The sequence below is a fragment of the Acinetobacter sp. GRABPA_MV_2 genome, assembly GCF_056725885.1.
The window spans coordinates 224018-239464 of sequence record NZ_JBWZNA010000003.1 but is presented as its reverse complement, the minus strand read 5'-3'; the positions used below and the strand labels follow the sequence as shown (position 1 = coordinate 239464).

General features: G+C 39.2%; 14 protein-coding genes. 10 read left to right on the top strand and 4 right to left on the bottom strand.

Annotated elements, in window-relative coordinates:
* The first annotated feature begins 143 nt into the window (after positions 1 to 143).
* A complete protein-coding gene (locus tag ACXM0J_RS04745) occupies positions 144 to 2762 on the top strand; it encodes a Lon protease family protein (RefSeq protein ID WP_005067989.1) in 2619 nt (872 codons plus the stop codon).
* Positions 2763 to 2814: 52 nt separating this feature from the next.
* On the opposite strand, the gene ACXM0J_RS04740 is transcribed toward ACXM0J_RS04745, so the two are convergent.
* The 3 genes from ACXM0J_RS04740 to surE form a co-directional block, all read right to left on the bottom strand.
* Positions 2815 to 3744 carry a LysR family transcriptional regulator gene (locus ACXM0J_RS04740; protein ID WP_086265397.1) on the bottom strand — a complete coding sequence of 310 codons (930 nt, stop codon included), beginning with the start codon at positions 3742 to 3744 and terminating at the stop codon, positions 2815 to 2817.
* A 102-nt stretch (positions 3745 to 3846) separates the two neighbouring features.
* A complete protein-coding gene (locus ACXM0J_RS04735; protein WP_086265398.1) occupies positions 3847 to 4674 on the bottom strand; it encodes a peptidoglycan DD-metalloendopeptidase family protein in 828 nt (275 codons plus the stop codon).
* A 111-nt stretch (positions 4675 to 4785) separates the two neighbouring features.
* Positions 4786 to 5556 carry a 5'/3'-nucleotidase SurE gene (gene surE / locus ACXM0J_RS04730; protein WP_086265399.1) on the bottom strand — a complete coding sequence of 257 codons (771 nt, stop codon included), beginning with the start codon at positions 5554 to 5556 and terminating at the stop codon, positions 4786 to 4788.
* 101 nt (positions 5557 to 5657) lie between these two features.
* Here surE and ACXM0J_RS04725 point away from each other — a divergent pair, with 101 nt between their 5' ends.
* The 9 genes from ACXM0J_RS04725 to ACXM0J_RS04685 all read left to right on the top strand — a co-directional run bounded on the left by ACXM0J_RS04725 (position 5658) and on the right by ACXM0J_RS04685 (position 13200).
* Positions 5658 to 6029, top strand: coding sequence for an MCR_0457 family protein (locus tag ACXM0J_RS04725; protein WP_086265400.1), 372 nt, complete (start codon positions 5658 to 5660; stop codon positions 6027 to 6029).
* A gap of 152 nt (positions 6030 to 6181) precedes the next feature.
* On the top strand, positions 6182 to 6604 hold the full coding sequence (locus tag ACXM0J_RS04720) for an MCR_0457 family protein (protein ID WP_016806044.1): 423 nt from the start codon (positions 6182 to 6184) through the stop codon (positions 6602 to 6604).
* A 126-nt stretch (positions 6605 to 6730) separates the two neighbouring features.
* Complete coding sequence (gene dacC, locus ACXM0J_RS04715; RefSeq protein ID WP_086265401.1) at positions 6731 to 7879, top strand: D-alanyl-D-alanine carboxypeptidase PBP5/6; 1149 nt, start codon at positions 6731 to 6733, stop codon at positions 7877 to 7879.
* A 90-nt stretch (positions 7880 to 7969) separates the two neighbouring features.
* Positions 7970 to 8521, top strand: coding sequence for a gamma carbonic anhydrase family protein (locus tag ACXM0J_RS04710; protein ID WP_086265402.1), 552 nt, complete (start codon positions 7970 to 7972; stop codon positions 8519 to 8521).
* 145 nt (positions 8522 to 8666) lie between these two features.
* On the top strand, positions 8667 to 9155 hold the full coding sequence (locus ACXM0J_RS04705) for an NUDIX hydrolase (protein WP_086265403.1): 489 nt from the start codon (positions 8667 to 8669) through the stop codon (positions 9153 to 9155).
* 4 nt (positions 9156 to 9159) lie between these two features.
* Positions 9160 to 10293 (top strand): tRNA 2-thiouridine(34) synthase MnmA, encoded by a 1134-nt coding sequence (mnmA, locus tag ACXM0J_RS04700; RefSeq protein WP_086265404.1) that lies wholly within the window; start codon positions 9160 to 9162, stop codon positions 10291 to 10293.
* Between the two features lie 13 nt (positions 10294 to 10306).
* Complete coding sequence (hflD, locus tag ACXM0J_RS04695; protein WP_068563452.1) at positions 10307 to 11038, top strand: high frequency lysogenization protein HflD; 732 nt, start codon at positions 10307 to 10309, stop codon at positions 11036 to 11038.
* A gap of 55 nt (positions 11039 to 11093) precedes the next feature.
* Complete coding sequence (gene purB, locus ACXM0J_RS04690) at positions 11094 to 12482, top strand: adenylosuccinate lyase (RefSeq protein ID WP_017387268.1); 1389 nt, start codon at positions 11094 to 11096, stop codon at positions 12480 to 12482.
* 79 nt (positions 12483 to 12561) lie between these two features.
* Positions 12562 to 13200 carry a DUF2238 domain-containing protein gene (locus ACXM0J_RS04685; RefSeq protein ID WP_086265405.1) on the top strand — a complete coding sequence of 213 codons (639 nt, stop codon included), beginning with the start codon at positions 12562 to 12564 and terminating at the stop codon, positions 13198 to 13200.
* Between the two features lie 39 nt (positions 13201 to 13239).
* Here ACXM0J_RS04685 and blp2 read toward each other — a convergent pair whose 3' ends face one another.
* Entirely contained in the window at positions 13240 to 15429 is a 2190-nt protein-coding gene (gene blp2 / locus ACXM0J_RS04680) for an Ig-like repeat protein Blp2 (RefSeq protein WP_139841479.1), read from the bottom strand.
* Positions 15430 to 15447: the final 18 nt, after the last annotated feature.

The following is a 15447-nucleotide window of genomic DNA, read 5'->3' as shown; positions in this document are numbered from 1 at the left end:
AACCCTTCTTACAATTCCTTTCAAGATTCTTTATGCAATCAATTTTGTTTTGGCGATAAAAACGGCAAGTTTGCTTGATATTTTATGCTAAACCTGTATACCTTTAAGCTTCAACCTTCGTTTTCTTTTGCTGGATATCAACAGTGACACAAAAACTTGATCAAGTGACCATCTCAACTTTATCACTCGCTAAAACAAACACCACAAACGTCACAATAAATGCATTTCCTTCAGCTTTTGAGCAACCTGATATAAAAATGACTTTGGATAAAACAGCCTTAAAACCCGAACAACTAACACATATTCCAGATTTTGAAAAAATTCCAGCTTCTACAAAACGTATAAAACCGCTTAATAACTTTTTAGGGCAAGACCGTGCCAAAGCATCGGTAGAAGCAGGTATTTCCTTACCCTACTCTGGCTATAACATTTTTGCAGTAGGAACAGCAGGCTTGGGTAAACGCACCATGATTAAGCGTTTACTCCAACAACATGCGAAAACAATGCCTACTCCAGATGACTGGGTATATGTCTATAATTTTAAGCAGGCACGCCAACCACTTGCTTTACGCTTCCCTGCTGGACAAGGAACTAAGTTTCAACATGCCCTTCATCAAACTTGGCAAATTATTTTAAAACAGCTTGAACGCCGTTTTAGTGCGGAGACCTATCATAACCGTATTGAGCGTATCCGTGAAGAAACTGGAGATGAGCAGCAACAAGCGCTTGTCGAGTTAACCAAAGAAGGTGAAGAACTCGACTTAAAACTCATCTCCCGTAATGAAAAGCATGGCTTTGTACCTGTACAAGTAAAAGATGATCAGGTGCAAGAACTGACTCAAACAGAAATTGATGCTTTAAATACTAAGCAACGTGCTGAAATTGCTGCGAATGTTCGCTACATGGATAAAAAGCTCGAGCGTCTTGGTTTGCATTTAGGTGATTTAGAAGATGACGCACGTGACAAAGTCTCTGTGTTAAATCGAGACATCGCGACTCAAGTGGTTAAGCCACGCATGGATTTGATTTTAAATAAATATGGTCAAGTCAAAGGCCTTGAAGATTATTTAAAACAATATGCTCAAGATGTAATTGATAATGTTGAACTCATTTTAGAGCAAGAAGAAGATGACTTTGCTCCGGCAATGTTCAATCGTGTGCCAGCACGTTATCAGGCTAATGTAATTGTCTCAAACAAACCAAACAGTGGTGCACCGGTTATTTTTGAAGATTTCCCAACGCACTACAACTTGCTTGGTCATGTTGAACAACTTACTCACAACGGCACAATTACCACAGATTTCACTCTCATTCGTCCAGGTGCCCTACATCAAGCGAATGGTGGCTTTTTAATGCTTGAGGCCGAGCAATTACTCGAACAGCCTTATGCATGGCAAGGTTTAAAGCGCGCCTTAAAATCAGGCCAACTCAAGCTTTCTTCTCTTGAACATATGCTGACGTTAACAGGCTCTATCTCGATTGAACCTGCTGCTGTTCCGCTTGATATTAAAGTGGTTCTTATGGCAGAACCTGAAATTTATTATGAAATTTTAGAAGTAGAACCAGAGCTTGGTAGTGTCTTTAAAATTCGTGCAGATTTTACCGATACATTACAACGTAATGACGAAAATGAACAAGCCTACATGCAGCTAATTGCTGATTATGTACAAGCGGATAAATTACTTCCGTTTGATCGTAGTGCTTTAGCAGCTTTACTTACCGACTCAAGTCGTCAGGCAGAAGACCAAAGCTCACTGTCGTTACATGCTTCAACTTTGGGCGACCTCATTCGCGAAGCACATCACCATGCTTTTAAAGCCAACGAAAAGCTTGTAACTGACCAGCACATTAACTTAGCACTACAACACAGACAGTATCGCTTAGGCTATTTAAGAGAGCTTTACTGGCAAGATTTATCGCGTGGAACTCAGTTAATCGAAACTTCCGGTCATCGTTTAGGTCAAATTAATGCCCTCTCTGTTATTCACTATGCAGATGTTGAGTTTGGTTTACCTTCACGTTTGACTGCATCAGTCTATCAAGGTGGCGGCGATATTCTTGATATTGAACGTAGTGTAGAGCTTGGTGGTTCACTACATGCCAAAGGCGTATTACTTATGTCGAGCTTCTTAAAAGCTCACTTTGGTCGTGAACAGATTTTACATTTCTCTGCTGCGCTTGCATTTGAACAAAGTTATGGGCAAGTAGATGGCGACAGTGCAACAGTTGCCGAGCTTTCTGCATTAATTTCTGCAATTAGCCAAATACCAATTGATCAATCATGGGCAATTACAGGTTCTATGAATCAGTTAGGCCAAGTTCAACCAATTGGTGGTGTAAATGCAAAAATTGAAGGCTTCTATGATGCTTGTAAATTACAAGGTTTAACTGGTAAACAAGGTGTCATTATTCCTCGTCAAAACATGCAGCATTTGATGTTACGCCAAGATGTAATTGATGCAGTACAAAGTGGTCAATTCCATATCCATGCGATTGATACCATTGATCAAGCGCTTGAGATTTTAATGGCCCGCCCTGTCGGTACACTCGACAAAAAAGGTAAGTACAGTAAACACTCTATTTATGCTGCTGTAATGGAGCAACTCGAATATTGGCAAGCCATTGAAGATGGCGCAGAAATTGAAGAGGAGCCAAAGAAGAAAAAGAAAAATAAGAAAAAAATTAAGAAGCATGAAGAGCTTACGGCGGAAGATCTGCCGCAAGAAAGTGTAGAAGAAGTTGCAACCTTAAAACAGAAATAATAAAAAAAGGGCCTGTCAAATACAGGCCCTTTTTACTTTTAGAGTGGCAAAATTAGCGAACGATTTGGATCGCTCGTCCTCCTGCTAATTGACTAAAATATTGTTTAAGTGCTTCAACACAGCGCTGAATTTTCATTGGTTGTTGATCATGTTTGGCAACTTCTGCATACAAAGTAAATGTTGGTAATTTCCAATCTGGCATGAGTTCAATCAAAGAACCATTTTTTAACTCTTTTTGAGCATCTAAATATAGAATTCGTGCAATACCATGCCCTTGCTGACATAACGCCTTTGCAACTTGTAAATTATTGCTCTGCAAACGGCTCTGCATTTCAACATTAAGTGTTTCACCTGTTTTTACATGGTGAAAATGGAAATGATGTGCGTCATTCATGACATTGATCGACAATAACTCATGATCTCTTAAATCATTAGGATGCACAATTGGACTAGACTGATTTAGATAACTTGGAGAAGCTACTAAAATTTGATCTACAAAAGCCATTGGAATGACAGAGCTACTCTCTTCTACTGGAGTAGAGCTCATACGTACTGCAATATCTATTCGCTCTTCAATCAAATCGATATAACGATGTCCAACCTCAAAATGCACAGATAAACCGCGATGAGCTGACATCCAGTGAGATAATGCAGGAATAATGTGCTGAACTGCTAAATCAGGAGTTGTTGCTATACGCAAATCCCCAATTAAGTCATCCCTCAACTCATTAATTCTGATTTTTCCCCTTTCAGCCGCCGCCAACATCTCTTGACAGCTTGAAAAAAAAGCCTGTCCGGCTTCTGTCAAACTAAGTTTACGAGTGGAGCGATGTAATAGAATCACATCCATTTCATGCTCGAGGGAGCGAATCTGCTGGCTCACTGCACTTGTTGTAATTCCTAATTCACGTGCCGCACCACTGAATGAACTTTTTTCAACCACACAAGCAAAAACACCCATCGCACGAAGCTGATCTAACATAGGTTTCCTCAAATCTAATTCTAAATTTATAAAAAAATGCTTATTGTTGTAATGAAAGCAACCAATTATATTATACGAGGAAACCTAAGTTTTATGCATTAGCTATTTTGGTAAAAGATTTACAGGATTAATTGGTTTGCCATCCAAACGGATCTGGAACTCAAGCATAACCTGAGATGCTCCTGTAGAGCCCATTTCGGCAATTTTTTGTCCAGCAGTTACATTGTCACCACTTTTCACCAACATCTTGCTATTGTGGGCATAGGCACTGATATAACCGTCAATATGCTTAATTAAAACCAAATTGCCGTATTCTTTTAAGCCATCTGCCGCGTAGACAACTTGACCATCTGCTGCAGCATAAATAGGGTCACCCTGATTTCCACCATAACGGATTCCTTTGACATTATTTGCCAAATTAAACCCTTGAATCACTGGCCCATTGTTCGGTTTTATCCAACGTAGGCTAGAATTCGGTGCAACTGAAGTCACTGTCGTATTCGTTGATGGTGCGGTCGTTGTAGGCTGAGTTACTGGGGTAACAGGTTGTGTGGTTGGTAGAGCAATGGTTTGACGTTTGATTTGCTCAGGTTGAGTCATGACTTGCGTAGATACAGTTCTTGGTGAAGAACCTTTCTTCAAACGCAAAGACTGATTAACATAAATACGATATGGCGGAGCAATATCATTCATTTCGGCAATACTAATATAGTCAAGGCCATAACGCATTGCGATACCACTTAAAGTATCACCTGAACGAACTGTGTAATAGTTAGGAGCCATTGCATAGCGAGAACTATTATTAATTTGTGGTTTAGACGCACATCCTGCCATAACCGCAGTAAAACCTACCGCTACAGACAGCATCATAATTTTCATTATTTTGTCTTTTTGGATATGCACTCTGCTTTGTTGCCCAATTAAATGCATTGATCTCCCTCACTAAATGCTACAAATCATTTCGGCTAAGAGTACCAAAAAAGTAAGAGGAAACACGTTCCTCTTTTTCTTTATTCACAAAGTTATAACATTCGAGGCAAATTATTGACTCAAACTGATCTGTAAATCTTCTAAAACAGCATAATTTGTTGCATCCATTTGAATAGGCGTAACACTTACATAACCGTTTGCAACGGCAAAGAAATCAGATTGAATCTGGCTAGAAACACGTTGCGGATCTGTAACCGCCTCACCGGCTAAGCCAATCCAATAAACTTGACGGCCTCGTGGATCGACATGACTAGTAATAGGCTTAGATTGAGCACGGCGCCCTTGATATGTAATCTGTGCTCCTTTTAACTGCGGCACATCAGGAATATTGATATTAAAGATATGTCGTGGAGGCAAAGATGGTAATCCGCTTGCAATAAAATCATGTACCCACTGAGCAGCCTGAGCATAATCTTCTTTATTGTTATAAGCGCGCACATCAGGGCCCGCTAAAGACACAGCTATTGCAGGCTGTTTCATTAAGCGGCCTTCAAAAGCGGCCCCTACTGTTCCTGAATATAAAACGTCATCTCCCAAATTTGCACCACTATTGATTCCACTCACGACCAAGTCAAACTCAAAATCAAACAAACCGTTCATGGATAAATAAACGCAATCTGCTGGTGTACCATTCACCGCCCAGACATCTTCGGCAATTTGAATGGGGCGTAATGGTCGATCCAATGTTAATGCACTTGAAAAACCACTTCTTTCACTTTCTGGTGCAACCACAACCACGCGTCCAAGTGGTCTTAATGCTTCAGCTAAAGCTTGTATACCTGGCGCAAAAACACCGTCATCATTCGCTATCAAAATATTCACTAAAATCTTTCTCTACAAATAAACCTAAGGGTTTTCACAATTGAATTATTTGTTGAATTATATATATTTATGCCTCCATAGCATTATAAAATTGTGAAAAAATGAAAACTTTCGCTCCTTTTTTTCAGGTATTGGGGATCAGTATCACATTGTGTACGCAAGCGGTTTTTGCAGATGAGGACATCTCAACACAAGAGGCTGATAGCTTAATTAAAGATGACATTGCCGCAACACAAGTTTTGCAGGAAATCTGCCCAGCTTTCGTCGGAACAAATAAAAAACTTGAGTCAAATGCTCAAAAAATTATTGCGATGTATTTAAGCGGTTATTCAAATAAATCAATGACCTTAGCGACGCTACAAAACGATGATGAATTTAAAAATCTGTTAAATGAAGCACGTCTTGCCGCAAAACAAATGGACCATCATGAGCAACATGAGCTCTGCGAAGAGATCGTCAATTATAAGGAATAGATATTACTCTTTTAGGCTAGAGCTTTATTCACTGTTGGTTTCCTGCTTGGTATTAAGCAGAAAACCAACATAACAATACATTTTTTTCATTTTTTTAAACTCTAAATTGGTTAAGCTAACGACATATTTAAAAATTTTATTTCGGGTTATCGATGTTTATGAAGAAAAGCTTAGTTCAATCGCTCTCTTTGGTTTTACTTATGAGCATGGCAACAGTTGGTTTTGCTGCTGATAAGAAGAAAACAACTGAAAAGAAAACCGAAAATGAAAATGTTGTTGAAGTCACTCCACAACAAGGTACAACTCCTGAAGAATTAGCTGCAATTCAAGTACTTTCTGAAATTTGTCCAAGTTTGATTGGTAAAAAAGACGCTGATTTTGCTCAAGGCTATGAACGTTTAGTTAAAGACTACCTACCAAATGAAACTGATGCTGTTTCTGCATTAGAAAAACGTAGTAAAGACAAAGCTTTCAAGAAATACTTAAAAGAAGCACGTAGCGATGCAAAAGCTGCCGGTGATGAACAAAACACATTAGTTTGCCAAGACGTGAAAGCATATCAATCGCAAAACTAAATTAGTAAAAAACTCTTGAGTTACAATACTGTTTGAAAAAGCCGACTTCTCCCGTAGAAGTCGGCTTTGCTTTATCCTAAAATGCTAGGCTCTTCTGCTTCATACAAGATATTGGAATTACCTAGAATGACTCGAAAAAGCGCTATTGCTGCACTACTCCTCTTACCAAGTTTTTCTTATGCAGCAACTGTCTTATCAGCTCCGCCAGAATTAAATAATAAGTCTTATGTATTAATGGATTATGAGACAGGACAAATTCTCGCTTCTAAAAATGAAAACGAAAAGCTTGCACCTGCGTCTATGACAAAAATGATGACTAGTTACATCATTGAACAAAAATTATTAAAAGGTGAACTCACTGAAAATGAGCAGGTTCGTATGAACGAATCTGCATGGTGTAAAGGCAGTAGTTCTGAATCATGTATGTATGTTCCTTTAAATGGTACAGCGACCGTTCTAGAAATGCTCCGCGGTATTATTATTCAGTCAGGTAATGATGCATCAAAAGCAATGGCTGAACATATTGCCGGAAATGAAGGCACGTTTGCTCATATGATGAATCAGGAAGCAAAACGTATCGGCATGGTAAACACCCAGTTTATTAATTCAACTGGTATGCCAGCTGAAGGTCACTATTCAACTGCAAAAGATATGGCTGTGTTAGCACAACATATTATTAAAGACAGTTCAAAATACTATCCAATTTACTCTGAAAAAGAATTTACTTTTAATGGTATTAAACAAGGTAATCGTAATGCCTTGCTTTATACAGATCCAAGTGTAGATGGTTTAAAAACAGGCCATACAGATGAAGCAGGTTACTGCTTAACAACGTCAAGTAAACGCGGTCCAATGCGTTTAATTTCAGTGATTTTTGGTACTCCAAGCATGTCTGAACGTGCTGATCAAACACGTGCATTATTGGCTTGGGGCTTTGCCAACTTTGAAACTGCAAATGTTCAACCAGCAAATCAGGTTCTTGCAAAAGCAAAAGTTTGGTTTGGTAAAGAAGATGAAGTTCAAGTCGGTTTGGCTGAAAACTTTAGTGTGACTATGCCTAAAGGTAAAGCTGATGACATTAAAACTCAGTTAGTCGTTCAACCTAACTTAAATGCACCACTTCAAAAAGGTCAAGTTGTCGGTAAACTTGTTGCTAGCCTAGACGGCAAAGTAATTGCTGAAAAGCCGTTAGTTGCATTAAAGCCAGTTGAAGAAGCAGGTTTCTTTGCTCGTTTAATCGACCATATCAAGCAATTCTTCAGCAACTTATTCTAATTTTTGAATAGTTGAATTAAGCACTCATGCTATTTAGCCTGAGTGCTTTTTTATTTTATAATTCGACTAAATTTTATTTTGATACTACTCATGGCAAAGAACATTCGTCCTTATCTTGAACACCACCCTCAAGTAGATACAACCTGTTATATCGATGACATGGCTGTTGTGGTTGGTGACGTTAGCTTAGCTGAAAATGTTTCTGTTTGGCCTTTTGCAGTCATCCGTGGTGATGTAAATAGTATTCAAATTGGTAAAAACAGTAACGTACAAGACCACTGTATGTTGCATGTTAGCCATAAAAATGATGCAAAACCGAATGGCTCACCTCTGATTATTGGTGAAGATGTAACGGTTGGACACCATGTGACTTTACATGGCTGTACCATCGGTAATCGTGTTCTCGTCGGAATCAACACCGTTATTCTAGATGACGTAATTATTGAAGATGATGTGATGATTGGTGCTGGAAGTTTAGTTCCGCCACGCAAAGTCTTAAAAAGTGGTTATTTGTATGTAGGAAGCCCTGTACAACAAGTGCGACCATTGACTGAAAAAGAACTAGCGTTTCTTCCTTATTCAGCAAGACATTATATAAAAGTGCAAAATAATCATAAAGCTGCACAAACAGATAAAGATTAATTATCCATCTTGTTTGTGAGTATTAAAAATTCTGATTTTTAAACGATATGGTTTTTGCCGTATTGCTCATATCGTTTAGCAGATCACCGTAGCCAAAAACCCCTAAATTTCGTATTATACGTCTTTTAAATCATGGTGCTTTTTTATGGCCGCATGGACTCCTCATGTCACTGTTGCTACAGTCGTAGAAAAAGACGGACGCTATCTATTTGTTGAAGAGCATAGCGAAGGTTTTGTACACACAGTATTTAACCAACCTGCTGGTCATGTGGAATGTGGTGAGTCATTAACAGAAGCTGCTATTCGAGAAACACTTGAAGAAACAGGCCATCATATTGAAATTGATGCCTTGCTTGGTATTTATACTTATACCCCGCCAATGTTTCCTGATCGTACTTATTACCGTTTCTGTTTTCTAGCGCATGTGACTCAGGTTGAAAGTGATCCTCAACTCGACACAGGTATTATCGCTGCTGTATGGATGACGCCCGATGAACTTAAAGAATCTGCCCGTGCCCGTAGCCCTCTTGTGCTAAAAGCAATTGAAGATGCTATGAAAGGCCACCATTATCCTTTATCGCTTATTTATGAGCACCCCTTCTCTCCCTCATTAACTTCTCATTTGGATGCCTAGTCCTATGCAACAACGTGTCATCGTCGGTATGTCTGGTGGTGTAGACTCTTCTGTTTCTGCAGCACTTTTACTTCAACAGGGTTATCAAGTTGAAGGACTTTTCATGAAGAACTGGGAGGAAGACGACGGCACGGAATATTGTACGGCAATGGAAGACTTAGCTGATGCCCAAGCGGTAGCTGATAAAATCGGCATTAAGCTGCATACAGCAAACTTTGCTATGGAATATTGGGATCGCGTGTTTGAACTTTTCCTAGCTGAATATGCTGCTGGTCGTACGCCAAACCCAGATATTTTATGTAATAAAGAAATTAAATTCCGTGCATTTTTAGATCATGCCATGACTTTAGGTGCAGACTTTATCGCAACGGGTCATTACGCACGCCGTGGTGAAACCGCATATAACTCTAAAGGCGAAGCATACGCACCATTATTACGTGGTGTAGATAACAATAAAGACCAAACCTATTTCTTACATGCCGTTCATGGTAGAGAAATTAATAAAACATTATTCCCAGTAGGCGAAATCGAAAAACCTGAAGTTCGCAGAATTGCTGAAGAACTTGATCTTGCTACAGCCAAGAAAAAGGACTCAACAGGAATCTGTTTTATTGGGGAACGTCGTTTTAATGACTTCCTTAAACAATATTTACCCGCTCAGCCTGGGAAAATTGTACTTGATACAGGTAAAGAAGTTGGTGAACATCACGGTCTGATGTACTATACGCTCGGTCAACGTGGTGGAATTGGTCTAGGTGGTTTGAAAGGTGCAGCTGAAGGTGCATGGTTCGTACTACATAAAGATCTTGCCAATAATCGCCTCGTTGTTGGTCAGGGACATGAACACCCACTCATGCAAAGTACTCAACTGTGGAGTGAGTCAATTGACTGGGTAGCGGGTGAACAAAATATTCCAATTGAAGGATTACGCTGTACAGCTAAAACGCGTTATCGCCAACCTGATCAGGCATGTACAATTTTTATTGATGAAAACACTGAACACGGTGTTCGCGTTGAGTTTGATGAACCACAACGTGCTGTTACACCGGGGCAAAGCGTTGTATTTTATTCAGATGAAGTTTGCTTAGGCGGGGGTGTCATTCACCATACAAATGCCCCTACACCAAATTTTATTTAAGGGAATGAATGGCATGGTGGAGTTACCATTTCAACAATCACAAGCCTTGAATGTTCGCCAAAACCGTGCCCTTGCCTTGGCTGGGGTATTTCAGGCCACCCAGCTCACCCATATGACAGCCATGACGGGTCAGCAAAGTATTGGTGAAAGTGGTAACTTCTATTTTGAACTATTAATCAAAGCAAGTTTAAATATTCGTCCTACAGTCAATAATGGTGTTCAAACTTTAGATTTTTTTAATCAGTTGGCAGATATTTCTTTAGGGCTTAAAACACTCGAAAATTGTATTACTCAACCTTTTACAAACATGCCTAAGTCTCGCCTTCCCAAAATGGGTACGGCTAAATTGCCAATGTCTTATGCGATGTCGCTTTTACAGTTAGAAAAAAAGGTTTATAGCAATCCTGAATATGTCGCAATCATCGAGAAAGCTCAGCAGAAAATTTTAAAACAGCTGTCTTTTTTTGATAATAACTACCTACACCCAAGCATTTTAGCCAATTTGGCTCAAACTTATGTTGATACGGCTGGGCAGATTAACCCACGAATTTTAGTTCGTGGTAATGCAGAAGCATTTAAAGATACCAACCATACTAACCGCATCCGTGCTTGTTTGTTTACTGGCTTACAAATGGCCCATTTATGGCGACAACTCGGCGGTAGTTCATGGAACATGATTTTTAGCAAACGTAAATTGCTACAGGATATTCAAGCACTTGCTCGTTTACAGTACCAAGTCGTTTAAGACTATAAACGAGATTTTTTTAGTTTTATGTTTATTCCAACATTAAGGAATCGTTATGAACGCTTTAACCGCTCTATCACCATTAGATGGACGTTATGCCAGCAAATGTGATGCGCTACGCCCTTTTCTTTCTGAGTTTGGTTTAATCCATGCTCGTGTCACTGTAGAAGTGCGTTGGTTACAAGCACTTTCTAACCGTCCAGAAATTGTTGAAGTTGCACCTTTTTCAAACGAAACAAATGCAGCTTTAGATGCAATTGTTAGCAACTTCTCTGAAGAAGATGCGAACCGCATTAAAGAGATTGAACGTACGACTAACCATGACGTTAAAGCAGTTGAGTATTTCTTAAAAGAGAAGATCGCTGGTATCGCTGAATTGCAAAATGCGGGTGAATTCATTCACTTTGCATGTACTTCAGAAGACATCAACAACTTGTCTCACGCGCTTATGCTTAAAAATGGTCGTGAAGTTTTAGTATCAAGCATGAAGCAAATCCTTAATGCGATCTCTGCTTTGGCAACGACTCACGCTGAACAACCTATGTTGTCTCGTACACACGGTCAAACTGCCAGCCCAACAACTTTGGGGAAAGAAATGGCGAATGTGGCATACCGTTTAGCTCGTCAAATCAAACAATTTGAAAATGTTGAATTGCTGGGCAAAATCAATGGTGCTGTAGGTAACTACAATGCTCACCTTTCTGCTTATCCAGATGTTGATTGGGCTGCTCACGCACAAGCTTTTGTTGAATCTTTAGGTTTAACATTCAACCCTTATACAACTCAAATCGAACCACATGACTACATGGCAGAGTTATTTGATGCGTTACGTCGTTTTAATACGATTTTAATCGACTTTAACCGTGACGTATGGGGTTACATCTCTCTAGGTTACTTCAAACAAAAATTGAAAGAAGGCGAAGTTGGTTCATCAACTATGCCACACAAAGTTAACCCAATTGACTTTGAAAACTCTGAAGGTAACTTAGGTATTGCAAATGCAGTATTGGCTCACTTAGGTGAAAAATTACCAATTTCACGCTGGCAGCGTGACTTAACTGACTCAACTGTACTACGTAATATGGGTGTTGGTTTTGCACAAAGCTTAATTGCTTTCGATGCGTGTTTAAAAGGTGTTGGTAAACTTGAGTTAAATGCAAACCGTTTAAATGAAGATTTAGACCAAGCTCAAGAAGTTTTAGCTGAACCAATTCAAACGGTAATGCGTCGCTACAACATTGAAAAACCATACGAAAAATTAAAAGCATTAACTCGTGGTCAGGCAATGACTCGTGACATGATGGTTAATTTCGTAAATGGTGATGAACTCGCTCAAGTACCAAGCGAAGAACGTGCGCGTTTAGCTGAACTTACGCCTGCAACTTACACAGGTAATGCAGCCGAACAAGCGAAACAAATTAACGATTTAATTAGCAAAATCTAATTAAAAAGTTTACAAAAAGCGGAGCTTAGGCTTCGCTTTTTTATTACACTGATATAAATCACAATAAAGTCTTTATAAAATGATCGAAAAACAATTCAAACTTAAACACTATATTGCTCTTGGCTTGCTTTTGATTGCGATTGTCATTTCAGCTATTCACCCTCTTGAATTTGAAGCATATTTACTTCATCAAGCGGGCACAGTGTTTATGTTGATTTTGCTCTTTGTTATTTTTAAGAAGATTGGACTCGATTTTTTAAGTTTTATTTTCTATTTACTGTTTTTACTCATCCATATTGTTGGTGCGCATTATCTGTATTCATATGTTCCATACAATGATTGGATACAACAAGCATTCAATTTTAATTTAGATCAATACATGGGTTGGTCCCGTAATATGTATGATCGTTTGGTTCATCTTGCCTATGGTATTTGTCTCTACCCTCTTACTTATCGCGTGTTTCAGGTGTGGTTACCATCAGTAAAGCCATTCAGCCTATTTTTGCTAGTGGTTCAATTTGTAATGGCTTCAAGTGTTTTATATGAACTTATTGAGTGGGCAATTGCTATTGGACTATCTCCGGAAGAAGCCGAAAATTATAATGGGCAACAAGGCGATATGTGGGATGCCCATAAAGATATGTTGTTAGCGACCATTGGTGCCATTTTCTATGGACTTATTGCACTGATGCTTCCCTCCAAAACAAATAACTCATAAATAAAAAAGCGCTCAATGAGCGCTTTTTTTAAGATCACTTTAAACAACAGGATAGGTTTGTTCTAAAAGGCTTTGTAAAACCGAAGAAGTCGTATCAGGTAAAACATGCTCAAGATTGGGAGTAATATTACTAGCGTTCGTAGTTATATCACTCTGATCATTTACCTGAGTAGGCTTTAATGCCGCTGAAGACAAAAGAGCTTCAATTGGGTCTGGTTCACGAGACGTAGAGCTTTTTAACAAATCATCTAATGGCACAGATTTCTGCTCTTGGCTATCCGTTTCATTTGTTGTGCTTTGTACTAACTTTAATGTATTTAACCCAACACTATCAGCAACAGATACAGTTTCTGTATGAGCAGTATCAACAGCTAACTCACTTAAACTGGCAGCCTTTGGAGCGACCACATAAAACGTAAATGGTGAACTCACTTCACTTGTAAGGCCTGCTGCATCTGTTTGAGTTAAAGTAATAGTATGTTTACCAATTGCTAAGTCTTTATCGAGCGTAAAGCTCCATGATCGACTACTACTTACATTTACAATCCCAATAGCAACACCATTATCATAAATGGTTAAAGTTGCATTTGCCTCACCTGAGCCTGTGAGCTTTGGTCTTGCATCGTCAGTTTCTGAACCAGCAGTAATCGCACCTTTTAGAGCACCAACATCATCATCCACACTATTTAAAATAGGTTTTGCAGGTGGGGTTGTGTCCTTAGTACCAATAATATCAAGAACCTCAGATTTATTGCCTGCACTATCAATCGCCGAAACTGAAGCATGTTTGTTATCAGTTAAAGCAGGCGAAATCGTAATTGTAAATTTTCCATTTGCATCTGCCGTTCCCGTACCAATGACCTTACCTGTCGTATCTTTGATTTCAACTTTTGCATTTGCTTCGGTTGTACCTGTTACGGTTGTGCCATCAGCATTAATCTGAGCAACAGGCTTCTCAGGTGCAATGGAGTCATAACTTGAAGAAACTTCTAAAGGTTTAGAGGTATTACCTGCTGCATCTTCAACAATAACTGTTGCCTTTTGGGACTCTTTTAATGCAGGCGAAAGCGTGATTTGAAACTCACCTTGTGCGTTTGCGGTACCAGTTCCAATCACTTTACCATCAGCATCTTTTATCTGAACTTTTGCATTAGGCTCAGTTTGTCCTTCAACCGTGGTGCCTTCTTTATTTACTTCAACTAAAGGAACATCCGGAGCGAAAGTATCCTTTCCTGCAATAATTTTAGTCGGTTCAGATTTATTACCACCAGCATCTTCAGCTATAACTTTTCCTCCGGCGTCACTCGTCAATGGAGGAGTAAGCTTTAAAGAAAAAATACCATCTTTATTCGCAGTTACAGTGCCTAATACGTTACCACCAGCATCATAAACAGTAATTTTTGCATTTGCTTCAGCTTTACCTGTTACCAATGAACCATCATCACTCAGCTGAGCTTGGGGAGCATCTGGAGCAATTGTGTCTTTACTACCCGTCACAACACCAGCTTTAGACATATTGCCAGCAGCATCCTCAGCAAAAACATTTAATTTATTTCCATTTGCTAAAGGCTTATCGAGTTTAATTGTAAAATTACCACTCGCATCTGCCACACCCGTTGCGACTGTATTTCCAGCAGCATCTTTAAGATAAATTTTTGCATTTGCTTCTGCTTTACCATTAACCGTAACAGTATCATTAGCAACAGTAGCAGTCGGTGCAGCAGGAGCTAAGATATCTACTGGTCCTGAAGAGTCATCTTTGTCATCGTTATCAAAAGCCCAAAGATATAAACCTTCAGCAGCTAAAACCGCCAAACCAGCTTTTAGCACGTTACCCATCGAAAAAGTTGGGGAATCATCAACCGCCATTGTCGAAGCTGGTTGGCTCGTACTCGTATAGGCTAAATCTGTGACATGGTTTAAACCTGTATAGTCGATCACCTTACCTTGAGCATCAAATTGTGCCTCAACAAATTTTCCATGCTCAGTCGGAAGAACAAGTGAATGTTCTGTTGTATTCGTTACTTCATTAAAGAAATTTTCTAAGAAAATGGTCTCTCCATTTTTTAAATGGACGACTAGACTTCCACCTTGTTTTTCCACCGATGCTATATCTTTTTGACTTACGCCAATTTGAATAATAGAAGGTTTACTTAACACGACCTTATTGAGCTGACCATCTTGCAGAACGTCCAAACCCTCTTTGGATGCTACAATTATTCTTGTCATTATTTCCTGTCCTAAATT